Genomic DNA, 23,339 nt, shown 5'->3' with positions numbered 1-23,339 from the left:
GCCGCGGCGCAGGCGTGTCGCAGGACAGGCCGTCAGATCCGGCACATCGCTTGCAGATCGGGCATGTGCCTCAGACTCGCCTCGCAATGGCCGCAAGCCCGGAACACGATACGGCGTCCGGACTGATCCGAGCCGGTCGCCGCCGACAGAAGCGGAAGACGGTTTCAGGCCTGCGGCATGTGCGGCGGCGACCAAGATGGGGGTTAGTAAGGTGCTGAACGACGTCCTTACCCGGGCTTCCGGCAAGGAAGCTCCCGAGCATGACGCGACGACCGCCGCGCGGCCGGCGACGTCGGCCGTGCCAGCCCTCCCCGTATCCGGCGACGCGGTGGCCGATCTGCGCGAGGCGATCCGCGCGAAGCTCGCCTTCGCGATCGGCAAGTCGCCCGAGACGGCGCGCGAGCGCGACTGGTTCGCGGCGACCGCGCTCGCCCTGCGCGACCGGATCGTGGCCGCCTGCGCCGCCTCGAACCGGACGGTGCCGAACAAGCGCGTCTACTACCTGTCCCTCGAATTCCTGATCGGCCGGCTCCTGTCCGACGCGATGAACAATCTCGGCCTGGTCGAGACCACGCGCGCCGCGCTGAAGGATCTCGGCGTCGACCTCGGCACCGTCGAGGGCGCCGAGCCGGACGCGGCCCTCGGCAATGGCGGCCTCGGCCGCCTCGCGGCCTGCTTCATGGAGAGCATGGCCTCGATCGGCCTCCCGGCCTACGGCTACGGCATCCGCTACGACCACGGCCTGTTCCGCCAGTCCTTCGAGAACGGCTGGCAGCGGGAAGCGCCGGAGACCTGGCTCGCGGAGGGCAACCCCTGGGAGTTCGCCCGTCCCGATGCGACCTACACGATCGGCTTCGGCGGCCATGTCACCATGTCTATGGTCAGCGAGGGCGTGATCCGCCGCAACTGGCAGCCCGCCGAGACGGTGAAGGCGGTCGCCCACGACGTGCCGGTGGTCGGCTGGAAGGGCCGCACCGTCAACACGCTGCGCCTGTGGAAGGCCGAGGCCGAGCAGCCCGTGGATCTCGCCCAGTTCAACGGCGGCGACCATGTCGGCGCGGTGGCGAACCGCATGCGCGCCGAGGCGATCTCGCGGGTGCTCTACCCGAGCGATTCCACCAGCGCCGGGCAGGAGCTGCGCCTGCGCCAGGAATACTTCTTCACCTCGGCCTCGCTGCAGGATCTCGTCCGCCGCCACGTCGCCGAGCGCGGCGATGTGCGCTCGCTGCCCGACCACGCCGCGATCCAGCTCAACGACACGCACCCGGCCATCGCCGTGCCCGAGCTGATGCGCATCCTCCTGGAGGATCACGGCCTGACCTGGGACGATGCGTGGCACGTCACCACCAACACGCTGAACTACACCAACCATACGCTCCTGCCCGAGGCGCTGGAGACCTGGCCGGTGGAGCTGATGGAGCGGCTGCTGCCGCGCCACATGCAGATCATCTACCTGATCAACTGGATGCACCTCGAGGAGCAGGCCAAGAACGGCCGGTCCGACGCCGCGCATCTCGCATCCGTCTCGCTCATCGACGAGTCGCATGGACGGCGCGTGCGCATGGGCCATCTCGCCTTCCACGGCTCGCGCCGCGTCAACGGCGTCTCGGCCCTTCATACCGAGCTGATGCGCAAGACCGTCTTCGCGGATCTGCACGCCCTCGATCCGGACAAGATCGTCAACAAGACCAACGGCATCACCTTCCGCCGCTGGTTCCACAACGCCAATCCCGGCCTGACCCGGCTCGCCGTCGAGGCGGTGGGCGCGGACGTCCTCGACAACCCCGAGCTGCTGAAGGGGCTCGATGCCCTCGCGCAGGACGCGTCCTTCGTGGAGCGCTACGCCGCGGTGCGCCGCGGCCGCAAGGAGGCGCTGGCCGAGATCATCTACGACCGCGCCGGTGTGAGCGTCGATCCATCCGCGCTGTTCGACGTGCAGATCAAGCGCATCCACGAGTACAAGCGCCAGCTCCTCAACGTGATCGAGACGGTGGCGCTCTATCAGGCGATCAAGGCCGAGCCGCACAAGGACTGGACCCCGCGGGTCAAGATCTTCGGCGGCAAGGCGGCGCCGAGCTACACGCAGGCCAAGCTCATCATCAAGCTCGCCTGCGACGTGGCGCGCGCTGTCAACGACGATCCGGAGGTGGCCGACCGCCTGAAGGTCGTGTTCCTGCCGAACTACTCGGTGAGCCTCGCCGAGGCGATCATCCCCGCCGCCGATCTCTCCGAGCAGATCTCGACCGCGGGCATGGAGGCCTCGGGCACCGGCAACATGAAGTTCGCCCTGAACGGTGCCCTGACGGTGGGGACGCTCGACGGCGCCAATATCGAGATCCGCGACCATGTGGGTGCGGAGAACATCTTCATCTTCGGCCTCGACGCGGCCGGCGTGCAGGCCCGCGCGGCCGAGCCGCACTACGCCCGTGACGCGATCTGGAACTCGCCGCGGCTGGCCGCGGCGCTCGACATGATCGCCTCCGGCCGGTTCTCCCCCGAGGAGCCGAACCGCTTCCGCCCGCTCACCGACGACCTGCGCCACCGCGACCAGTACCTGCTCACGGTCGATTTCGACGATTACTGGCGCGCCCAGCGCGAGATCGACGCGGCCTGGAACGACCCGGCGGCCTGGTGGAAGCGGGCGATCCACAACACCGCGCGGATGGCGTGGTTCTCCTCCGACCGCTCCATGCGCGAATACGCCGAGGAGATCTGGCGCGTGCGCGTCGCCTGAGGGCTGCGCACCGCGTTCGGTGGCCTCGACGGATCCGACCATCGCGGCGATCGCCGACCGGCTCGTCGCCGGCGCGGCGGTTGCCGATCGGGCCGACGGCGTCCTTGAGACGGCCTTCCACGCCTTGCTCGATGCCGGGATCCCGCTCTGGCGGGTCAGCGTGGCGATGCCGGCGATCGATCCGACCTTCCGCGCGGTCAGCCTCGTCTGGCGCCGCGGACGCGGGATCGTCCGGGAATCGACCGAGCACGGCCCGGATGGCGATGCGCGGTTCGCCCGCTCGCCGATCCACGCGCTCCTGGAAAGCGGGGGCGATGCCCTGCGCTGCCGCCTCGACGGACAGGAACCCGATCCGAACCTGACGCTGCTCGGCGAGCTCCGCGCGCAGGGCGGGACCGACTATGTCCTGCATCTCCCGGCCTTCACCTCGGGCACGGCAGTGTTCGGTGTGGCGCTGTCCTTCGCCACGGACCGGCCGGGCGGTTTTTCCGAGGATGCGCTCGCCGCCTTCGCGACCCTGCGCCCGGCGCTGGCTCTCGCCATGTGCAAGTTCAGCCTCGCGCAGAGCCTGCGCGACTCCCTCTCGATCTATCTCGGCCCGATGACTGCGGCGCGGGTGCTCGGCGGCGAGGTGCGGCGCGGACAGGGCCGGACGGTCTCGGCCGCGATCCTGCTCACGGATCTGCGCGGCTTCACGGCGCTCGCCGACCGTGAGGACCCGCTACGCGTGGTGGCGTGGCTCGACGAGCATCTCGACGCGCTCGGCGAGCCCGTCCGGGCACAGGGCGGCGAGATCCTGAAGTTCCTCGGAGACGGCTTCCTCGCGATTTTCCCGGTCGAGGATCCGGACCGCGCACCGTGCCCCGTCTGCGAGTCCGCCCTCGCCGCCGCGCGTCAGGCGCTGTCCGGCAACGAGGCGCTCAACCGGCGCCGCGCCCAGGCGGGCCTGCCGGTCCTGGAGGCCGATCTCGCCCTGCATTTCGGCCCGCTGGTCTACGGCAATGTCGGGACCGGTCGGCGGCTCGACTTCACGGTGATCGGAGGGGCGGTGAACGAGGCCAGCCGGATCGAGGCTCTCTGCGGCGAGATCGGGCAACCGCTCCTCGTCTCGGACGCCTTCGCGGCGCGCTGCGGCGCGCCCCTCGAATCCGTCGGCGCCTTCGCGCTGCGCGGCATCAGCGGGCAGCAATGGATCTGGCGGCCGGCCGATTGATCGGAGCGGATCTGAAATCGGCGAGCCCGCGCGGCCCGATCAGGCCGGATCGAACCCCTCGACCGGGATCGGGTAGCAGCGCGCACCGACCGAGGCGGCCAGGACCTGAACGGCGCCGACGGTCGCGGCCGAGCCGGCGACATGCACGACGTCGGTGGCGCGCAGGGAGGGCAGGTGCGCGGTGAGCGGGCCGGGCCGCACATCCGGAGGCCGCTGGCGGCCGCGGTCGGCCACCATCACGATTCGGCCGACGCCGGTGCGGCGCAGCCAGTCCAGGCTCTCGCGCATGTAGAGATCCCGGGCGTCGCGCGCGCCGACGATGACGGTCATCTCGCGGGCCGGCTCGATGTAGCGGGCGGCATGGGCGATCGACCAGATCGCGCCGAAGCCCGTCTCGGCGGCGACGAGAACGAGGCGCCCGCCGCCCGGCCGGTACTGGCCGCGCCCGATCGGCCCCTTGAGCTTGACCGCGACCTCGAGCCCGACCGCCTCGAACAGCGAGGTTCCGTCCTCGTCGCGGGGGCAGTGGAAGACGGCCTCGTTCAGCTCCGCCGACCCATCGACGCGCAAAGTCGGACAGAGCGTGACGGGGCTGAGATCCTCGATGCTGCAGGCGACCTGATGGCCCGGCTCCAGCACGATCCGCTTCTCCAGCGTGACGACCGCCTCGACCACGTGGGGGCTCAGCACGCGCAGGGCGGTGAGGGTGCCCTTGCGCGTCGCGGTCGGAACGTGGCGCGGCTCCGCCGCGACGATGGGTGCGGCGGTGGAAGTGGCGAGCTTCAAGGCGTCGGCTCGGCCGCGCCGTCCCTTGGTCCGGCGCGGAGCGACGCCTGGCCCCTGGCCGAGCAGCCCGGCCCCGTGAAGGGCCTGGACCGATCCGATCATGCCCTCGGCAAGCGCCGCCTCCACGGGGGTGTCCCCGGTCGAGACGCGCACGGACTTGCCGTTGACGATGAGCGAGCAGCGCGCGCTCATGGGCGTCTCCTGGTCACGGGATGCGGCCGGTCAGCGGCGGGACAGCAGCAGGTGGTCGACGAGGGCCGCCCAGCGCTCGCGGATGGCGCGCACATCCATCTCGGCCTCGGTGCCGGGCCCGGAAAGCCGGGCACGGAGCTGGGCCGTCTCTTCGCGCTCGGCCTGCAGCACCGCCTTCAGCAAGGCGAGCTCGGCTTCGAGCAGCTCGACGTCGCGTTCCGCGCCGACCGAAACGATGGTCTCTGCCTCCGTCTCGGAGATCGCGGGTTGCGTCTCGGCCTGGGCTTCGGGGAGCAGCTCGGGCTCGGGCTGCGGCGGGACGAGCCGGCTGTGTTCCAGGCGGATCGGGCGGGCGATCAGCCGACGCACGACGTCGGGATTGCTCCGGCTCTCGAACCGCCGCACCGCCTCGGCCATGCCCATTCTCCCCCGCGCGGGCGGCGCACCATCCGGCGCGCGCCCCGACCCACCATGCACAAGACGATGCCGCGACATGGTTAAGGCGGACTTAAATCGATCGTCAACGGAGGCGTGCGACCGATTGCGGAAACTCCGCGTCTCGAGCGACTGCTCGAGGGGATGGCCCGGGGTCTTCACCCGAACTGATCCACGTCTCGGAGCCTGTTTGAGTTGAACCGACTGACCCTCATGCGGAGAGTCTGCTCATCCCATCAAACCACCTCATCCTGAGGTGCGAGGCCTCAGCCGAGCCTCGAAGGAGGCCTCCGCTTCGCTCCAGCACCTCAGGATGAGGTCGAGGAGGGGATCAGCGGCGTGAACACCGGCTCGATCCGCTCAAACAGGCTCTGAGCCGCATCCGAAGCGGGTTCGGTGGGGCCGCCGCATCTCCGCATGATGATCGATCGATCCCGCGCAGAGAGGCTCGGCAACGCCGACGCCCGGCGCCTTTGGGCGGCACCGGGCGTCGCGGATTGGGTCGAGCCGGTTGCGGATCAGCGCATAGCAGCGAGGCTGCCAGCAGGGACGGGGCTGCCGAGCGGGTCGGGCCCGTAGGCGTTCGGGCCATCCGTGCCCTTCAGAAAGCCGGTCTCGATCAGGTACCAGACGCCACCGATGATCGGCACGAAGCTGATCAGGATCCAGATGCCGGGCTTGCCGCGGTCGTGGAAGCGCTTGATGCCGAGGCAGATCGAGGCCCAGGCGAAGAGACCGATCACGGCAAAGTTGACGATCAGCATCGGAATCGCAGCGGCGCCTGTCACCTTGAACGCGCCGTCATCGGACGCCTCGTTCGAGACGAACTGGGCCAGGATCAGGTTCGCGACCGTCAGGACGACGAGCATCGCGAGCGTCGAGAGCACAGCTCCCTTCCAGAATTGCCCGCGGCCGATACGGCCCTGAGCGGAGAACAGCAGCGCTTTCATCGTTGACCCCCTGAGCGGGGCCGAGCGCAGTGACACGATGTCTCCCGCAACCGGCCCTCGCCTCGCTCGCTAGGGCAGGGTGCGTGCAGCCTCAACACGCTCCGGGGCAGCGTGGACGCAAGGACAACAATCAGGAACACTGGGACAAGCCGCCGCTTCGGACGGGCCTCAGGCGGCCTCGGGCGCAGCGCCGACGAGCTGGCGGGCCTGGAGCACGGTCATCGGCTCGCCGAAGGCCGTGCCTTCCGCGTACTCGCAGCCGAGCTCCATCAGCGCCTGCGCATCCGCCTCGGATTCCGTCCCCTCCGCGACGATGGCGAGGTTCAGCTCGGTCGCCATCTTCACGATGGAGCGCAAGATCGCCGTCTTGCCGGTCGCCATCTGGCGGACGAAGGACTGATCGACCTTGATCGTGTCGAACGGAAAGCGTTGCAGATAGGACAGGGCCGAGTAGCCGGTGCCGAAATCCGAGAGGCAGAGGCCGGCGCCGAGGTCGCGGATGCGGGTCAGCATCTGGGCCGCGTATTCCGGGTTCTCCATCACGAGCCCCTCGGAGAGCTGGAGCTTGAGCGAGCCCGGCAGGACGCCCGAGCGCGCCAGCACGGTCTTCACGTCGTGCAGCAGGTCGTGGCGCAGCAGGCGGCGCGAGGAGACGTCGACCGAGGCGAAGATCGGCGGCTCCACCTCCAGCGCCCGCTGCCAGGCCGCGAGTTCCAGCGCCGTGCGCTCCAGGGCGAAGATCCCGAGATTGACGATGAAGCCGCTCTCCTCGGCAACCGGCATGAAGGTCGATGCCGGGATGCGCCCGAGCTTGGGATGGTCCCAGCGCAGAACCGTCTGGAAGCCTGCGACGGTGCGGTCCTCGAGCCGCACGATCGGCTGAAACAGGACCTTGATCTCGTTGCGCTCGAGCGCGCGGCGCAGATCCCCTTCGAGCATCAGGCGGTCCGAGCGCTCGGCGCGCATATGGGCGCGGAAGACCTCGATGCGATCGCCACCGCCGCGCTTGGCCTGAATCATCGCGGTCTCGGCGTTCTTGAAGACGTCGTCCCGCTTCACCTGCGCACCGGTCTCGTAGAGGGCGAGACCGATCGAGACGGTGAGGAAGATCTCGCGGTCGGCATAGGTGATCGGCGTGGCGATGGCGCGCCGGATCATCTCGACGAAGGCGAGCACCCGGTCGGGGTCGCGCTCGGAGAGCAGGATCACGGCGAACTCGTCGCCGGCGACCCGGGCGAGGGTGTCCTGCGGGCGCAGGAGGCGGCCGAGACGGCGCGAGAGCGTGAGCAGGATCGAGTCGCCGGCCGAGAGCCCGATCGCGTCGTTGATGCCCTTGAAGCGGTCGATGTCGAGGACGATCACGGTGGGCTTCAGGCGGGCGTCCTGGCTCGCGAAGGCGAGCGCCGCGTCGAGGCGGTCGCCGAACAGCTCGCGGTTCGGCAGGCCGGTGAGGCTGTCGTGCACGGCGTCGTGCAGGAGGCGCTCCTCGGCGGTCTTCAACTCGGTGACGTCGGCGATGGTGCCGACCACGCGGACCACCTCGCCGTCCGAGCCGATCACCGGACGCGCCTTGAGCCGGTACCAGTAATAGGCCCCGCTCGACGCGCGCAGGCGGAAATCGTGGACGATGCGCCCGCGCCGCTCCTCGATCACCGTGTCGAGGGCGGCCGAGTAGCGCTCCACGTCGAAGGGGTGGAGGAGCTGCAGCCAGTTCGCCGCCGGCCCCTCGAGGGCGCCGCGGGCGAGGCCGAGCTGGCTCTCGATCTCCTGGCCGGCGAAGACCCGGTCGCCCGGCACGTCCCAGTCGAACACCACGTCGCCAGCCCCGGTGAGGGCGAGGGCGCGGCGCTCGGTATCCGAGACCAGGGCGTGCGAGAGGCCGCCGCCCGCGAAGGCGTGCTGCATCACCGTGAAGCCGATCAGCATGACGATGAGGACGAGGCCGCCGATCAGGGCCGGCTGGACCAGTTCGCTGCCGATCTGGCCGGTCACCGCGAAGCCCGCGGCCGCCACCCAGACGACGAGGAGGGTCCAGGTCGGCACCAGCAGGATCGCCCGGTCGTAGCCGTTATGGGCCGCGAGATAGACGATGAGCAGCAGCCCGACCCCGGCGACCGCCGCGATGGAGATCCGCGCGACGCCCGCCGCCACCGGCGGATCGAACACCGCGAGCCCGACGAGGCCCGCGAGGAAGGCCAGCCAGAAGAAGGCGACGTGGCTGTAGCGCACGTGCCAGCGGGAGAGGTTCAGATAGGCGAACAGGAAGACCAGGAGCGTCGCGCCGAGCACCGCCTCGGCGGAGGCGCGGTAGACCCGCTCGGCCAGTTCCGTGACGGTGAAGACCCGCTGCAGGAAGCCGAAATCGATGCAGGCATAGGCGAGCACCGCCCAGGCGAGCGCCGCCGCGGCGGGGAAGATGATCGCCCCCTTCACCACGAAGACGATGGTCAGGAACAGGGCGAGCAGCCCGGCGATGCCGATGATGATGCCCTTGTAGAGCGTCAGGCCGGCGGCCTTCTTGCGGTAGGCGTCCTGGTCCCAGAGATGGACCTGCGGGATGTTGGGGCCGCGCAGCTCCGCCACGTAGGTGACGGTGGTGCCGGGATCGAGGGTGATGACGAACTGGTCGGCTTCCGGGTTCTCGTCGCGCTCGGGGCGAATGCCCTGGCTCGCGGTGATCGCGGCGATGCGCGAGCCGCCGAGATCGGGCCAGACCACGCCGGAATCGACCAGCCGGAAATGCGGCGCCACCAGGATGCGGTCGATCTGCTCGTCGGTGTCGTTGGTGAGGGCGAAGACCATCCAGTCCGGCCGCGCCCCGGCGTCGCGCGCCTTGACCACGATGCGGCGGACGATGCCGTCCTTGCCGGGCGCGGTCGAGATCTGGATGAGGTCGCCGTCCGAGCGGTAGCGCTCGATCGCGGGCGTCAGGTCGATGACCGGGCTGTCGAGGGTGACCCGCACCGCCTCGACCGCGTCCGCGGGCCGGCTCGCCACCAGGCCGCAGACGAGACAGGCGAGGAAGAAGGCGAGGATGCGCAACGGAGGAGGGTTCCGGCCGGGCGTTCGAGCGCGTGAACGGCTCAGGTGCAAGGCAGTGGTAAAGGCGCCCCCGATGGGGAGCAACCCGGCGGATCCGACGGGCATGCGGGCGCCCACCGCTTCCTGCCGGCCGCTTGTCCGGGGCATCGTCCCCGTTTGCGGCCAAATCAAGTTGACGCCGCCGGATCAGGCGGCGCGCAGGCGCCCGGCGATGCGGTCGAGGGGCGGCAGCTTGCTGATCGGGCCGATCGCGGCGAGCGTCGGCGGGCCGGCGAGCAGGCGCGCGCCCGCCTCGCGCACCGCCTCGACCGTGACGGCGTCGACCTTCGCGATCACGTCGGCGGCGGGGATGACGCGGCCCCAGGCGAGGATCTGGCGGGCGTTGCGCTCGATGCGCCCGCCCGGCGTCTCCAGGGCGCCGAGCAGGGACAGCTTGAGCTGCGCCTTGGCCCGGGCGATCTCCTCGGACGCGATGTCCCGCGTCGCGCGGACCAGGGCGTCGAGGGTCACGTCGGTGAGCTCGGCGAGGTCGCCGCCCGAGGTCCCGGCGCCGATGCCGAACAGGCCGCAATCGGAGAAGGGCCAGTGGAAGGCCTGGATCTCGTAGGCGAGGCCGCGGGTCTCGCGGACCTCCTGCCAGAGCCGCGAGGTCAGGCCGCCGCCGAGCACCTGCGCGAACATGTGGAGGGCGTAGTAGCCGTCGTCGCGGAAGGAGAGGCCCGGCAGGCCGAGGACGAGGTTCGCCTGCTCGAGCTTGCGCGGCATGCGCCGCTCGCCGCCGCCATAGACGCCCGGCACGGCCTCGGGGGCGGTGGCGGCGGGCATGGCGCCGAAATGCCGCCCGGCCGCCGCGACGATCGCCTCGTGCTCGACGGCGCCGGCCGCGGCCACCACGAAGCGGTCGGCCGTGTATTCGCGGGCGAGATAGGCGCGGATCGCCGGCTCGTCGAAGCTCTTGATCGTGTCCGGCCGCCCGAGGATCGGCCGGCCGATCGGCTGGCCCGGGAAGGCCGACTCGATGAAGGCGTCGTAGACCACGTCGTCGGGCGTATCCTCGACGGCGGCGTATTCCTGGAGGATCACGCTCTTCTCGCGGGCGAGCTCGCCCGCATCGAAGACGGAGTGCGTGAGGATGTCGCCGATCACGTCGAGGGCGACGCCGACATCCTCGCCGAGCACCCGCGCGGTGTAGCTGGTGCCCTCGGCCGAGGTCGCGGCGTTGATCTCGCCGCCGACATTCTCGATGTCCTCGGCGATGGCCCGGGCCGAGCGCGTGCGCGTGCCCTTGAAGGCCATGTGCTCGATGAGGTGGCTGAGGCCGCTCTCTTCGGCCCGCTCGTGCCGGGAGCCGGCGCCGACCCAGACGCCGAGCGTCGCGGTGGCGACGCCGGGCATCGCCTCGGTCGCCACCGTCAGCCCGTTGTCGAGCCGGGTGACGCGCAGGGAGGGCGAGGCGCCGTGCGTGGCGAAATGCTGGTTCATGCGCCCCTCGTGATTCGAGCCCGCGCGCGGATCAGCGTCTCGATCGCGGCCTGGTCGTTCGCCACGCGGGTGACGCGCTCGGGCCGCTCCATCAGGTCGGCGAGGTGCGGCGGCAGGGCGGGACGGCCGCCGCCGGTCGCCTGGGCGACCGCGTCGGGAAACTTCGCCGGATGGGCGGTGGCGAGGGCCACCACCGGCGTGCGCGGGTCCTTCTCCAGCAGCCGCCGCGCGGCGCGGACGCCGATGGCGCTGTGCGGATCGAGCACGATCCCGGTCCCCGCATGGGTCGCGCGGATCTCGTCCATCACGTCCGGCTCGGGCACGGCGACCGCGTCGAACTCGGACCGGACGGTGGCGAGCACAGCCTCGTCCAGGCGGAAGCCGCCCGACTGCTTCAGTCCGGCCATCAGCCGGCGGATCGAGGCCGCGTCGCGCCCGAGCGCCTCGAACAGGAGGCGCTCGAAATTCGAGGAGATCTGGATGTCCATCGACGGCGAGGTCGTCGGCACGACGCCCTGCAGCTCGTAGGCACCGTGCTCCAGGGTGCGCACCAGGATGTCGTTGGCGTTGGTGCCGATCATCAGCCGCTCGACGGGCAGCCCCATGCGCTTGGCGACCCAGCCGGCGAGGATGTCGCCGAAATTGCCGGTCGGCACCGCGAAGGAGACCGGCCGGTGGGGCGCGCCGAGCGCCACGGCGCTGGTGAAGTAATAGACCACCTGCGCGGCGACGCGGGCCCAGTTGATCGAGTTGACGCCCGAGAGCCGCACAGCATCGGCGAAATCGGCGTGCTGGAACAGGGCTTTGACGATGTTCTGGCAATCGTCGAACGTGCCGTCGACCGCGAGCGCGTGCACGTTGCCCGCATCGACCGAGGTCATCTGCCGGCGCTGGACCTCGGAGACCCGGCCGTGCGGATAGAGGATGAAGATGTCGACCTGATCGAGCCCGCGGAAGGCCTCGACCGCGGCGGAGCCGGTATCGCCCGAGGTGGCGCCCACGATGGTGGCGCGGGCGCCGCGCTTGCGCAGCACGTGGTCCATCAGCCGCCCGAGGAGCTGCATCGCCACATCCTTGAAGGCGAGCGTCGGGCCGTGGAAGAGTTCGAGCAGGAACAGGTTGTCGCCGAGCTGGGTCAGCGGGCAGACGGCGTCGTGGCGGAAGCCGGCATAGGCCGCCTCGATCATCGCATCGAGATCGGCATCGGCGATCTCGCCGTCGACCAGGGGGCGCAGCACGCGCTTGGCCGCATCGGCGTAGCGGGCGCCCGCGAGCGCGGCGATCTCGCCTTTCGGAATCACCGGCCAGCTCTCGGGCAGGTAGAGGCCGCCGTCGCGGGCGAGGCCGGCGAGAAGGGCATCCGAGAACGAGAGCGGCGCGGCGTCGCCGCGGGTCGAGACGTGCAGCACAAGGGCCTCCGGGGAAGGCGCTCCCTCTACACGATGCCCGCGGCCGTGTCGAAACCCGCGGGCGACCGGATCAGGGCCGCGGTCCAGCCCGGCCGTCGCGGCGGCTCAGCCGATGCAGAACCGCATCCGGCGTGTCCTCGATATACCAGATCCGTCCGTCGACCGGTGCGCGGCGCTCCCCGGTGCGGGCTCGGACGGGACGTGCGTCCGGAGCCGCTCCGACGTCACTGCGTCGATCCGGAACCTGTCCGGCCGCCGCCTTGCGGATCCGGCCGACATTCGGGAACTCGGCGTCGAATGCCATTTTCGGCTGCGGCCTCCATGGGGTCACGCGACGCAAACGCGATACGAAAGCCGTCGATCCGTGCGCGCCGCTCGGGCCGGCACCTTCGATTCGCGCTGTTGCGCCGGCACCACAGCCGGATGGTGCGGCACCTGCCCGCCCTCGGCGTTCCGGGCTCCGGCGCCGCCTAGAGCCGGATCCGATCAGGTTGCTTCAACCTGATCGGTGAATCCGTCTCTAACCCAGTGATAGAGAACGCGTGATCCGATTGGATTGCGGGGCAATCCAATCGGCGCGTGCTCTAGAGATTCGTTCCGGGTGCCTTCGAGAGGCGGCAGCCGGTAATCCGCCAGGCACCATCCGCCTGTCGCTCGACCGAATAATCGGCGGTCCAATCGACACCGTACTCGTCCTGGATCGCGACCTCCTGCGAGAGGCCGGCCTCGCCCCGCTCCTGCACCGGCCCGAAGACGAAGCTGCGGTGGCGGTAGATCGGCCGGTAGTTCGACCGCACCATGCCGATGAAGATCTCCGCCGTGGGGAACAGACCGCGGATGGCGGGGGCGGCCTGCGCATAGGCGGCCTCGGCATCGTCCCGGGCAAGGGCCTCGGCCTGCCGGCTGATCGCGGCGCGGGCCGCCTCGCGGGCGCCGTCATCGGCGAGGACCGGACCGGCCATGAGGACGAAGAGAAGAGCGAGGCGCGCGCGCATCGGGATCACTCCGCCGCGGGACCGGAGCCGCGACGAAACCAGTGTATGGCGCCGGACACCGACGGCAAGCGTCTGATCCGATCCCCACGACCTGAGCCGGCCGATCCCTTCGGGATCGCGGATGTCGACGTCGCGCGAGCGCCGCCCAGGCTTGCCGATCCGGGTTCCGCCTGGATCAGGCGGAACCCGGATCCGGTGCCATTCAGGTCAGGCCGTGCAGGCGACGCCAGGCGAAGACCGTGAAGACGCCGACGAGGCAGGCGGCGATCCCGAACCACGTGAAGGCGTATTGGAGATGGTTGTTCGGCAGGTCGACGCGGAGCTGCCCGCCCCTCGGCCAGGTCTTCGCGCCGGGGACCGCATCCGCCTCGATCAGATAGGGTGCTACGTCGCCGAGCCCGCGTGCCTCAGCGATGCCCGCGATGTCCCGGTTGAACCACTCGCCGCGCTTCGGATCGGGGGCAGGCACGAACATCGCGCGGGCCTCGCTGGCGCGCAGGATCCCGGTGACCGTGGTGTCGCCCGAGACAAGGCCGTCGCGGCGGTCTTCCTGTGCCTTCAGCTCGGTCGGCACGAATCCGCGATTGACCAGGACCGTCCCGCCCTCCGCGCGCCGGAACGGCGTGATGACGTAATAGCCCTGCAGGGCGCGGCCGGGCGTGTCCCCCGGCGCGAGGCCGTGGACCAGGGTCTCCGCGTCGTTCTCGAACCGGCCGGCGGCGCGCACGTGCCGGAACTCGTCGCGGGCCGGGTCCCAGGCGGCGGGCTCGGGAGGCGCAACCGGCGCGGCGCGGGAGCGCTCGATAATGCGGCCGATCAACGCCTCCTTTTCGGACTTGCGCGCGATCTGCCACGTCCCGAGGCCGAGAAGGATGGCCAGCGCCACCAGGGCCGACAGGCCGGGCGCGAGGAGGCCGCGCCAGCCTTCGGGCCGGACCGTCCCGGCAGCGTCCGGACTCACCGCTCGAAACGCCCCTGCTCGGCCTTGTTGGCATATTGCAGGGCGATCAGCATGCCCTTCAACGGCCGGACGAGCGCCAAGCTGAGCCCGATCGAGAGGCTGGCCGCGACGAGGGCATGGACCCAGATCGGCGGCTCGTAGGTGATCTCCATCCAGAGGGCGAGACCGACCACGACGACGCCGACGATCGACATCACGAAGAAGGCCGGCCCGTCCGCCGAATCGAAGCTCGCATAGTCGAGCTGACAGTCCTCGCAGGACGGACGCAGGCTAAGGAAGCCCTTGAACAGATGGCCCTCGCCGCAACGCGGGCAGCGCCCGCGCAGGCCCGTCGGGATCGGGTCCGGCGTCTGGTAACGGTGGTCCAACATATCCATCCTTCGGCTGCCCCCGCTCCCGCCATATGGTCGGTCGGGGACGATCGCGCACGAAAAAGGGCGGCCGAAGCCGCCCTTGGCATTGCCGCCATGCAACAGGCGGAGGGCGCCCCGGTCAGTGGGCGCCGTGGCCGACGCCCGAGCCCCAGACGTAGATCGCGGCGAACAGGAACAGCCACACCACGTCGACGAAGTGCCAGTACCAAGCCGCGAACTCGAAGCCGAGATGCTGCTGGATGGTGAACTGGCCGAGATAGGCCCGGTACAGGCAGATCGCGAGGAAGATCGTGCCGATGATAACGTGGGCGCCGTGGAAGCCCGTCGCCATGAAGAAGGTCGACGAGTAGATGCTGCCCGAGAAGCCGAAGGCGGCGTGGTGGTACTCGTAGGCCTGGCAGGCGGTGAACAGGACGCCGAGGATCACGGTCAGCCACAGGCCGTATTTCAGGCCCTTCCGGTCGCCATGCAGCAGGGCATGGTGCGCCCAGGTGATGGTCGTGCCAGACGTGAGCAGGATCAGCGTGTTGAGCAGCGGCAGGTGCCAGGGATCGAAGGCCTCGATGCCCTTGGGCGGCCAGACGCCGCCGGTGAACTCGACGCGCGAGACCTGGATCGGGTCGGCGGTGTAGAGCGCCGCCTCGAAATAGGCCCAGAACCACGCCACGAAGAACATCACCTCGGAGGCGATGAACATCATCATGCCGTAGCGGTGGTGAAGCTGCACCACGCGGGTATGGTCGCCGGAATTGGCCTCGTGCACCACGTCCCGCCACCAGGAGAACATGGTGTAGAGCACGCCGAGCAGGCCCGCGCCGAAGACGTAGGGGCCGGGCGTCAGCGTGCCGAACTGCAGGCTCTTCATCCAGAAGACGGCGCCCGTCGTCATCACGAAGCCCGACATGGCGCCGAGCAGCGGCCACGGGCTGGGATTCAGGATGTGGTAGTCGTGATTCTTGGCGTGCGCCTCGGCCATCTGAACGTTTCTCCTGACCCCTTCCGGGCCGCCGTCGTCGCCGCCGGCAGGCCCCTATCCCCATCCGTCGCGGGGCCTATCCGCCCCGTCGAGCCCGTCTCGCGCACCCATACTGGACGGGTGCGGCTGTTGTCACGCTTGGCCCTTCAGAAATCCCGCCGTCCCGTCCCGTCGCCCTGCTGAGTCAGCGCGGCGGTGACCGGCTGGCCGTTCTTCGAGGCGAAGTAGGTGTAGGACAGCGTCATCTCGGAGAGATGCGCGGTGTTCGAATCGGTGCGCAGCGCCGGGTCGACGTAGAAGACGACCGGCACGTCGATGGTCTCACCCGGCTGCAGCGTCTGCTCCTTGAAGCAGAAGCACTCGACCTTCACGAAGTAGCCGCCCATCAGGCCGGGCTGCACGTTGAAGGTGGCGATGCCGGTGGTCGGCACCGAGGCCGTGTTGCGCACCTTGAAGAAGACGGTCTGCGTCTCGCCGAGCTTCGCTTCGACGCCGCGGGTCTCGGCACGGAACTTCCAGGGCAGCCCCGGCGCGACGTTCGTGTCGAAATGGACGAGCATCGCGTCGCCCGCCTGCGCCGCGACCGCCGCCGGAGCGGCGCCCTGGCGCGGCGTGCCGTCATACCCCGTCGCCTTGCAGAAGGCGTCGTAGAGCGGCGCCGAGGCGAAGGCGAGGCCGAGCATGCCGAAGGCGAAGCCAGCGCAGGCCAGCGCCGTGCGGCTCGCGTTCCGGGCGGGATTGGGGGGCGTCTGCGTCATCGGATCAGAGCGGACGGCTCAGGACCTGCGGTCCGAGCTTGGCGATGGTCAGCACGAAGAACAGGAGCACCATCGCGCCGAGGGCGAGGGCGATCGCCACGGAGCGCTTGCGGCGGCGCGCCTCCTCCTCGGGGGTCAGGGGACGGTACTCGACCTTGGGATCTTGCATCACGATCAATCAGGCCACCAGCGGCCGGTACAGGCCCAGGCCCTGCTCGGCGAGCAGGGCGGCGAAGAGCAGGAACAGGTAGAGGATCGAGAAGGCGAACATGCCCATCGCCGCGCGCTTCTCGGCCTCGCCCTCGCGGTTGCGCAGAACCTGGATGCTGAAGGCGAGCATGCCGATGCCGCCGAGCACGCCGACCACCGCGTAGATCAGGCCGCCGAAGCCGAGCGCGACCGGAGCGAGGCCGAGGGGGGCGAGGAGCAGGGTGTAGTAGACGATCTGGCGGCGCGTGGAGGCGGGGCCGGCGACGTTCGGCATCATCGGGATCCCGGCCTTGGCGTATTCGCCGGCCTTGACCAGGGCGAGCGCCCAGAAATGCGGCGGGGTCCAGATGAAGATGATGGCGAAGAGCACCAGCGACTCGATGCCGACGCTGCCCGAGACCACCGCCTGCCCGATCACCGGGGGGAGGGCGCCGGCGGCGCCGCCGATGACGATGTTCTGCGCGGTCGCGCGCTTCAGCCACATCGAGTAGATCACCGCGTAGAACACGATGGTGAAGGCGAGGAGCCCGGCGGCGAGCCAGTTCGCCGCGAGGCCGAGGATCAGCACCGAGCCGACCGACAGGACGAGGCCGAAGGCGAGGGCCTCCTCGGGGCGGATGCGCCCGTCCGGGATCGGGCGCTTGGCGGTGCGGGTCATCACCGCGTCGATATCGGCATCCCACCACATGTTGAGGCAGCCCGAGGCGCCGGCGCCCACGGCGATCATCAGGAGCGAGATCGCCGCGATCACCGGCGAGACGTGGCCGTGCGACACCACCATGCCGACGAGCGCGGTGAAGATGACGAGCACCATCACGCGCGGCTTCAGCAGGGCGAAGTAGTCCGGCACGTCGCCGCCCACGGCGGGGGCGAGGGGGGCGGGCTGCGCGGGGATGGCGTTCGTCAGACTCGTCATCGGCATCACTGGCTCGGGCCGTCCGCCCCGCAGGGCGGCGCAAGAGGCGAATCGGAATGATTCCAGGTGCTTGGGGGCTCCTGCCCCTGCTCGCACCCGGCTGGTTCGCCCTTTCCGGGAGGCCGCTGCTTGCGGCCTCCGGGGAAGGGCGGGGACCGCGTCAGGGCGGTCCCCGCCGGGCCCGGGGCGATCCCCGGGCCCGCAGGCTTCAGTGGTGGCCCGGCTCGTCGACGATGCGGGGCAGCGTCTCGAACTGGTGGAAGGGCGGCGGCGAGGACAGGGTCCATTCCAGCGTCGTCGCACCCTCGCCCCACGGGTTGTCCGCGGCCCGCTCCTTCGAGCGGAAGGCCAGGATCACGCCGATCACGAAGACGAACATGCCGAGCGCGAAGATGTGGCCGCCATAGGTCGAGACCTTGTGCCAGCCGGCGAAGGCCTCCGGATAGTCGGCGTAGCGGCGCGGCATGCCGGCGAGACCGAGGAAGTGCATCGGGAAGAACAGGACGTTCGCGCCGATGAAGGCCAGCCAGAAGTGCAGCTTGCCGGCCCATTCGGGGATCATGTGGCCGGTCATCTTCGGGAACCAGTAGTAGATCCCGGCAAAGATGATGAACACGGCGCCGAGCGAGAGCACGTAGTGGAAGTGCGCGACGACGTAGTAGGTGTCGTGCAGGTACTTGTCGACGGCCGAGTTCGCCAGCACCACGCCGGTCACGCCGCCGACGGTGAAGAGGAAGATGAAGCCGACCGCCCAGTGCATCGCGGCGGTGAAGCGGATCGAGCCGCCCCACATCGTGGCGATCCAGGAGAAGATCTTCACGCCGGTGGGGACCGCGATCACCATGGTCGCGAAGACGAAGTAGGACTGCGTCTGCAGCGAGAGACCGACCGTGTACATGTGGTGGGCCCACACGACGAAGCCGACGACGCCGATCGCGACCATCGCGTAGGCCATCGCGAGGTAGCCGAAGACCGGCTTGCGCGAGAAGGTGGCGATGATGTGCGACACGATGCCGAAGGCCGGCAGGATCATGATGTAGACTTCGGGGTGACCGAAGAACCAGAACAGGTGCTGCCACAGGATCGGGTCGCCGCCGCCGGCCGGGTCGAAGAAGGTGGTGCCGAAGTTGCGGTCGGTGAGCAGCATCGTGATCGCGCCGGCGAGAACCGGGAGCGAGAGGAGCAGCAGGAAGGCGGTGACGAGCTCGGCCCAGGCGAAGAGCGGCATCTTGTGCAGCGTCATGCCGGGGGCGCGCATGTTCAGGATCGTGGTGATGAAGTTGATCGCGCCGAGGATCGAGCCCGCGCCCGAGAGGTGCAGGGCGAAGATCGCGAAGTCGACGGCGGGGCCGGGATGGCCGGCGGCCGAGAGCGGCGGATAGACGGTCCAGCCCGTGCCCGCGCCCGATGCGCCCGGCGCGCCCTCGACGAAGAGGGAGCAGACGAGGCTCATGAAGCCCGCCACCGTCAGCCAGAACGAGATATTGTTCATGCGCGGGAACGCCATGTCCGGCGCGCCGATCATCAGCGGCACGAACCAGTTGCCGAAGCCGCCGATGAGGGCCGGCATCACCATGAAGAACACCATGATGAGGCCGTGCCCGGTGACGAACACGTTGTAGGTCTGCGGGTTGGAGAAGTACTGGAGCCCCGGCTCCTCCATCTCCATCCGGATGCCGAACGAGAGGAACGCGCCCACCATGCCCGCGCAGAAGGCGAAGAGCAGGTAGAGGGTGCCGATGTCCTTGTGGTTCGTGGACAGGAACCAGCGGGCGAAGAAGCTTGGCTTGTGGTCGTGGTGGGCGTCATGCCCCGCATGTGCTGCGGCTGTGGCCATGGATGAGAACCTTAGGCGTTAGGTCTGTCTGATCTCGCGAAAGGGCGGGGCCCCGCGGCCCCGCGCAGGCTTGTCCGTCAGCGGGCGTCGGCGAACTTCGCGCCGTCGTCGATGCGGGCGTACTTCGTCTTGGCCTCGGTCAGCCACTGCGCGTAGGCCTCGTCGCTGACCACGCGCACCGTGATCGGCATGTAGGCGTGGCGCTGGCCGCAGAGCTCCGAGCACTGGCCGTGATAGGTGCCCTCCCGCTCGGCCTTGAACCAGAACTGGTTCAGGCGGCCCGACACGGCGTCGATCTTGAAGCCGAAGGACGGCAGCGCCCAGGAATGCAGCACGTCGGTCGAGGTGACCTGGATCTTCACGATCTTGTTCACCGGGACGACCATGTCGTTGTCGGTGGCCAGCAGCTTCGGCTGCTTGTCCTCGTCCAGGTTGGCATCGAAGGTGAAGCCGCCGCCCTGGTCGGTCTGCGGGTACTCGTAGGACCAGTACCAGGCGTGACCGATCACCTTGACCGTCACGTCGGCCTTCGGGTCGGAGAGCTGCGTGCGCAGCAGGCGGAAGGAGGGGATCGCCACGGCGACCAGGATGAGGACCGGGACGATCGTCCAGGCCACCTCGATGGCGGTGTTGTGGGTGGTCTTCGAGGGCGTCGGGTTCCGCTTCTCGCTGAAGCGGAACACGCACCACAGGATCAGGGCCAGCACGAAGAGCGAGATGGCGAGCGAGAGCCAGTGCAGGCCGATCTCGAAATTGTGGATGTCCCGGGCATTCTCGGTGACCGCCACCTGACGGTCCATCTGCCACGGCACCGGCTGTCCGATACCGGCGGCGAGCGTCTGTGCCGACGTGACGAGGAGGGCGCCGAACGCGGCCACCCCTGACAAGAATGGTGTTTTCGTCCGCGCCGTCCGCATGTGTCTCTCGCCTGCTCCCCTTGGAGACTGTTATTCTGACCGCGCCGCGACCCATCGACGTGGGCTTTCTGACGCGGCCGACCCCGCGGAAGGCCGGCCGTCGGGCCAGGGCTTTCCGATCGCGGTGTCAGATCACATGGACGTGCAAGGCGCAACCGTACAAGCGTCGCATGGCGCGCTTTCTCGGCCTGCAAGCGGCAGGAAAGCGACGGTCCGGCGGCGCAACGTCGCGGCCCCGCGGGCGTGATCGCCGCGCCGCTGCTATATCAAGGGTTCGCCCGCACCTTCCCGCGCACCCGGCAAGCCACCGATGCCCGCGACCGACCCAGACAGATCCGACCGGCCGAACGGGCCGCCCACGGCGATCCGCGTGCCGACCCGGATCCTCGCCTACGACGAGGCGCCGCCGCGTGAGGAGGCCCGCGCGCTGGCCGTCGAGATGCCGGTGAACCTCGTCTACGGCAGCGTCCCCTACGCCGTGATGATGACGACCCCGGCGGACCTCGCCGATTTCGCCTACGGCTTCAGCCTGACCGAGGGCATCGTCGAATCCGCCGACGAGATCCGCGGCGTCGCCGTCGAGGAGGCCGAGGAGGGCCTGCGCGTTCTCGTCGACCTCGTGCCGGGCCGGCTGCGCGAGCACCTCGCCCGCAAGCGCGCGATCAGCGGGCGCACCGGCTGCGGGGTCTGCGGCATCGACGACCTCGCCGCCCTGCCCACCGCCGAGACCCGCGGCGCGCCGGACCTGCGCGTCTCGCTCCGGGCCATCGCCCGCGCGCTCGCGGCCCTGTCGGACGCCCAGACGCTCAACCGGGAGACCCGGGCGGTCCACGCCGCCGCCTGGGCGGATCTCGACGGCGCGCTCGTGGCCGTGCGCGAGGATGTCGGCCGCCACAACGCCCTGGACAAGCTGATCGGCGCCCTGATCCGGGAGGGTCGGGACCCGGCCTCCGGCTTCGCCGTGATCACCAGCCGATGCTCGTTCGAGATGGTGGAGAAGACCGCGCGTCTCGGCGCGGCGGTGATCGTCGCGATCTCGGCGCCGACCTCCCTCGCCCTGGCGCGGGCGCGCATGCACGGCATGACGCTCTGCGCCATCGCCCGCTCCGACACGCTGACGAGCTTCTGCGGGGGCGAGCGCCTGACCGCCTGAGGCTCGATCGGACCGGATTCGCCGATTCTCAGGCGGAGACTCGGCTCGTCCCACTGATGCCCCTCATCCTGAGGCGCGAGGCGCCAGCCGAGCCTCGGAGGAGGCCTCAAGCAGGCTCCGCGATCCCTGGAGGCCTCCGCTCCGCGCCGGCACCACAGGACGAGTCCGGGAAGAGGATCGGCTTGCGTGAAACGTGCCCGCGCGATCCGTTCGAGAAGCCCCAGGACGGCGACTGCGCCGCGGCGCCGCCCCCGATCATCGTTCGGTTGCAAGCGAGGCTCAGGCCTCCTCTTCCGTTCGGGAGAGGGGCCTGAGCCTCACAGAGAGCCCGCTTCGCCCCAGCTCGGCGACAGGGCGTCCCGATGCGATCGCGCTGCCGAACGGGCGCGGAGAGGTCCGCTCTCCGTTGAGCGGGCGTTGCCGGATCACTGCGCCGTAGCGCCGTCCTTCTCGACGGTGCCGGGCACGACGGTGGCGCCGCCGATGACGCGGACGTTGCGCCGTCCCTCGGGCGGGTCCTTCCATTCCTGCGCGGCTGGCTTCGCCTCGGCGGCCTTTGCTTCCACGGGTTCCGTCTCGGTAGGCCGCGCCTCCGGGAGCTTCGCCTCGGCAGGCTTGGCCGCCTCCGGCGCCTTCGGGGCATCGGCCTTGGCATCCACCGGGGATTTGCGCGCAGCGGCGGGCTTCGGCGCCTCCGGGGCGTTGCGGAGCGGGGGCTTGGCCTCGGCCGGGCGCAGGTCGGGGGCGGGCGCCACGCGCGCGACCTTGCGCGGCGCGGGCGTGCCCCTGCCGGCATCGGGGTTCAGCCCGTAGGGATTGCCCCCGGGGTTGGCGGCGGGTCCGGCATCGCGGCGGCCGGGCTCCGGGACGGTGGCCGGAGCGGGCAGCGTGGCCGGCGCGAGGCCGCGCGGCGGAGAGACGCCGACGCGCGCGGCATTCGGAATATCGGCGGGCGGCACCAGGCGCTCGGCGACCCGGCCGCGTCCGCGCATCTCGTCCTCCTCGGTCCAGCCGTAGCCCGGCGCGGCCGGGCGCGGGCGGGCCATCTCGACCGGCGCGTCGAGCCGCTGCCGCGACAGGATCTCGCCGTCCTCGGGATCGACGAAGAGGCGCAGGCGCGCCCCAGCCGGACTGAACGCCTCGACCACGTAGGCGCGTCCGTCGAAGCGGGGGCGACCGATTCCGGTGAAGCCGCGGTCGGCGAGCCGCCAGGCCACCGCCCGCGGCGGCAGGATGTCGTCGTCGAAGACGCCCTGCGCCCGGCTCGCCCCGGCGAGGCCGATCTGGGCCAGACCGGCCAGAAGGGCGGCGGCGGCAGCCGCGCGGAGATGCCGTGCCCGCGGATGCGCCCTGGTGACGGCCTCTCGCGCGATTCGCCGGCTCGCCTGCCTGCCTGTGTTCATGCGTGTCCCGAGATGTCTCGCTCCGCCGATGCCCGCGGAAGGCGCGGTTCCGGAACCCGATACGCTGGTCCGGAACCGCGCCGGCAGGTGCATTGCCCGCATGCCGCTTGTGCTCGGCAGCTCGGGTTAGACGGCATGATTCTGGCGAGATTGCGGGGACTTGGCCGGGCCGGAGAGCGGGCCAGCCATCGGCCCGGCCTCGGCGCGGCGGCCGCGTCCGGAGGTCGCCGCCCGGCGCTGCGGAACGCCTCTTGCTGGAAACCTTGAAATCTGTCACTTTCCAGCATTAGGACAGTACGCCTGTCCCATTTACGTCAGCAGGGGCAGCCGATCCGGCCGCCCATTTCCAAGGCAGGGATCTCGCCCGATGCGCGCGGCGGCGTCTAAAAAACGACGGCTGCCGATCGCCGAAGCGGCGGTCCAGGCCCGCGCCAGCTGACATCAAGGGCCGGCGGCGAGCCCGCGGGCGGCGGGCGCTTCCCCCTGGGGAAGACCCGGCCTCACCCGATGAGACGAATTGACAGCCCGGCATCGGTTGATGGACGGGCACGAAACATGCTCGCACGCCGAGCGTGGCGGCGCGGATGGTCGTGGTG

19 protein-coding genes are annotated in these 23,339 nt (G+C 70.2%); 3 read left to right on the top strand and 16 right to left on the bottom strand.

Going from position 1 to position 23,339, the window contains the following annotated elements; genetic code table 11:
• Positions 1–211: 211 nt before the first annotated feature.
• Entirely contained in the window at positions 212–2,734 is a 2,523-nt protein-coding gene (locus tag MET9862_RS12445) for a glycogen/starch/alpha-glucan phosphorylase (RefSeq protein WP_438616611.1), read from the top strand.
• Between the two features lie 19 nt (positions 2,735–2,753).
• Entirely contained in the window at positions 2,754–3,947 is a 1,194-nt protein-coding gene (locus MET9862_RS12440) for an adenylate/guanylate cyclase domain-containing protein (protein ID WP_142583273.1), read from the top strand.
• Between the two features lie 39 nt (positions 3,948–3,986).
• Here the strand turns inward: MET9862_RS12440 and MET9862_RS12435 are convergent, their stop codons facing one another.
• From MET9862_RS12435 to coxB, 15 genes are all read right to left on the bottom strand, one after another.
• Positions 3,987–4,925 (bottom strand): ferredoxin reductase domain-containing protein, encoded by a 939-nt coding sequence (locus MET9862_RS12435; RefSeq protein ID WP_142583272.1) that lies wholly within the window; start codon positions 4,923–4,925, stop codon positions 3,987–3,989.
• 30 nt (positions 4,926–4,955) lie between these two features.
• Entirely contained in the window at positions 4,956–5,522 is a 567-nt protein-coding gene (locus MET9862_RS12430; RefSeq protein WP_142583271.1) for a hypothetical protein, read from the bottom strand.
• Positions 5,523–5,878: 356 nt separating this feature from the next.
• Positions 5,879–6,310 (bottom strand): DUF805 domain-containing protein, encoded by a 432-nt coding sequence (locus tag MET9862_RS12425; protein ID WP_142583270.1) that lies wholly within the window; start codon positions 6,308–6,310, stop codon positions 5,879–5,881.
• Between the two features lie 168 nt (positions 6,311–6,478).
• A complete protein-coding gene (locus MET9862_RS12420; RefSeq protein ID WP_142583269.1) occupies positions 6,479–9,352 on the bottom strand; it encodes an EAL domain-containing protein in 2,874 nt (957 codons plus the stop codon).
• A 186-nt stretch (positions 9,353–9,538) separates the two neighbouring features.
• On the bottom strand, positions 9,539–10,834 hold the full coding sequence (locus MET9862_RS12415) for a M16 family metallopeptidase (protein ID WP_142583268.1): 1,296 nt from the start codon (positions 10,832–10,834) through the stop codon (positions 9,539–9,541).
• Positions 10,831–12,243, bottom strand: coding sequence for a threonine synthase (thrC, locus tag MET9862_RS12410; protein ID WP_142583267.1), 1,413 nt, complete (start codon positions 12,241–12,243; stop codon positions 10,831–10,833). The genes MET9862_RS12415 and thrC overlap by 4 nt, the downstream gene beginning before the upstream one ends.
• Before the next feature lie 584 nt (positions 12,244–12,827).
• Positions 12,828–13,238: a DUF4864 domain-containing protein gene (locus MET9862_RS12405; RefSeq protein ID WP_142583266.1), complete on the bottom strand. Its 411-nt coding sequence runs from the start codon at positions 13,236–13,238 to the stop codon at positions 12,828–12,830.
• Between the two features lie 202 nt (positions 13,239–13,440).
• Entirely contained in the window at positions 13,441–14,199 is a 759-nt protein-coding gene (locus MET9862_RS12400; protein WP_142583265.1) for an SURF1 family protein, read from the bottom strand.
• Positions 14,196–14,570, bottom strand: a complete 375-nt coding sequence (locus MET9862_RS12395; protein ID WP_142583264.1) for a DUF983 domain-containing protein — start codon at positions 14,568–14,570, stop codon at positions 14,196–14,198. The genes MET9862_RS12400 and MET9862_RS12395 overlap by 4 nt, the downstream gene beginning before the upstream one ends.
• Before the next feature lie 121 nt (positions 14,571–14,691).
• Positions 14,692–15,549, bottom strand: a complete 858-nt coding sequence (locus tag MET9862_RS12390; protein WP_142583263.1) for a cytochrome c oxidase subunit 3 — start codon at positions 15,547–15,549, stop codon at positions 14,692–14,694.
• A gap of 146 nt (positions 15,550–15,695) precedes the next feature.
• Positions 15,696–16,307 (bottom strand): cytochrome c oxidase assembly protein, encoded by a 612-nt coding sequence (locus MET9862_RS12385; protein WP_142583262.1) that lies wholly within the window; start codon positions 16,305–16,307, stop codon positions 15,696–15,698.
• A 4-nt stretch (positions 16,308–16,311) separates the two neighbouring features.
• Positions 16,312–16,476, bottom strand: a complete 165-nt coding sequence (locus MET9862_RS29335; protein WP_185156842.1) for a cytochrome c oxidase system small membrane protein — start codon at positions 16,474–16,476, stop codon at positions 16,312–16,314.
• Positions 16,477–16,485: 9 nt separating this feature from the next.
• Positions 16,486–17,433: a heme o synthase gene (locus MET9862_RS12380; protein WP_142583281.1), complete on the bottom strand. Its 948-nt coding sequence runs from the start codon at positions 17,431–17,433 to the stop codon at positions 16,486–16,488.
• A gap of 208 nt (positions 17,434–17,641) precedes the next feature.
• Positions 17,642–19,270: a cytochrome c oxidase subunit I gene (gene ctaD, locus MET9862_RS12375; protein ID WP_142583261.1), complete on the bottom strand. Its 1,629-nt coding sequence runs from the start codon at positions 19,268–19,270 to the stop codon at positions 17,642–17,644.
• 77 nt (positions 19,271–19,347) lie between these two features.
• The gene (gene coxB / locus MET9862_RS12370) at positions 19,348–20,187 is read right to left on the bottom strand and encodes a cytochrome c oxidase subunit II (RefSeq protein WP_142583260.1); all 840 of its coding nucleotides are present in this window, start codon (positions 20,185–20,187) and stop codon (positions 19,348–19,350) included.
• Between the two features lie 310 nt (positions 20,188–20,497).
• Here coxB and fdhD point away from each other — a divergent pair, with 310 nt between their 5' ends.
• A complete protein-coding gene (fdhD, locus tag MET9862_RS12365) occupies positions 20,498–21,340 on the top strand; it encodes a formate dehydrogenase accessory sulfurtransferase FdhD (RefSeq protein WP_142583259.1) in 843 nt (280 codons plus the stop codon).
• 425 nt (positions 21,341–21,765) lie between these two features.
• Here the strand turns inward: fdhD and MET9862_RS12360 are convergent, their stop codons facing one another.
• Positions 21,766–22,743: a PepSY domain-containing protein gene (locus MET9862_RS12360; RefSeq protein WP_142583258.1), complete on the bottom strand. Its 978-nt coding sequence runs from the start codon at positions 22,741–22,743 to the stop codon at positions 21,766–21,768.
• Positions 22,744–23,339 lie beyond the last annotated feature (596 nt).

The sequence above is a fragment of the Methylobacterium symbioticum genome (genome assembly GCF_902141845.1).
Lineage (GTDB): Bacteria > Pseudomonadota > Alphaproteobacteria > Rhizobiales > Beijerinckiaceae > Methylobacterium > Methylobacterium symbioticum.
Note: the sequence above shows the minus strand (reverse complement) of the source record. Positions and strands in the feature narration are given on the sequence as shown.

Bases quoted from the DNA above. Each gene is read 5' to 3' on its own strand.
- ctaD (WP_142583261.1), bottom strand. From the start codon at position 19,270: ATGGCCACAGCCGCAGCACATGCGGGGCATGACGCCCACCACGACCAC.
- coxB (WP_142583260.1), bottom strand. From the start codon at position 20,187: ATGCGGACGGCGCGGACGAAAACACCATTCTTGTCAGGGGTGGCCGCG.
- fdhD (WP_142583259.1), top strand. From the start codon at position 20,498: ATGCCCGCGACCGACCCAGACAGATCCGACCGGCCGAACGGGCCGCCC.
- MET9862_RS12380 (WP_142583281.1), bottom strand. From the start codon at position 17,433: ATGACGAGTCTGACGAACGCCATCCCCGCGCAGCCCGCCCCCCTCGCC.
- MET9862_RS12360 (WP_142583258.1), bottom strand. From the start codon at position 22,743: ATGAACACAGGCAGGCAGGCGAGCCGGCGAATCGCGCGAGAGGCCGTC.
- MET9862_RS12395 (WP_142583264.1), bottom strand. From the start codon at position 14,570: ATGTTGGACCACCGTTACCAGACGCCGGACCCGATCCCGACGGGCCTG.
- MET9862_RS12435 (WP_142583272.1), bottom strand. From the start codon at position 4,925: ATGAGCGCGCGCTGCTCGCTCATCGTCAACGGCAAGTCCGTGCGCGTC.
- MET9862_RS12385 (WP_142583262.1), bottom strand. From the start codon at position 16,307: ATGACGCAGACGCCCCCCAATCCCGCCCGGAACGCGAGCCGCACGGCG.
- MET9862_RS12405 (WP_142583266.1), bottom strand. From the start codon at position 13,238: ATGCGCGCGCGCCTCGCTCTTCTCTTCGTCCTCATGGCCGGTCCGGTC.
- MET9862_RS29335 (WP_185156842.1), bottom strand. From the start codon at position 16,476: ATGCAAGATCCCAAGGTCGAGTACCGTCCCCTGACCCCCGAGGAGGAG.
- MET9862_RS12425 (WP_142583270.1), bottom strand. From the start codon at position 6,310: ATGAAAGCGCTGCTGTTCTCCGCTCAGGGCCGTATCGGCCGCGGGCAA.
- MET9862_RS12390 (WP_142583263.1), bottom strand. From the start codon at position 15,549: ATGGCCGAGGCGCACGCCAAGAATCACGACTACCACATCCTGAATCCC.
- MET9862_RS12415 (WP_142583268.1), bottom strand. From the start codon at position 10,834: ATGAACCAGCATTTCGCCACGCACGGCGCCTCGCCCTCCCTGCGCGTC.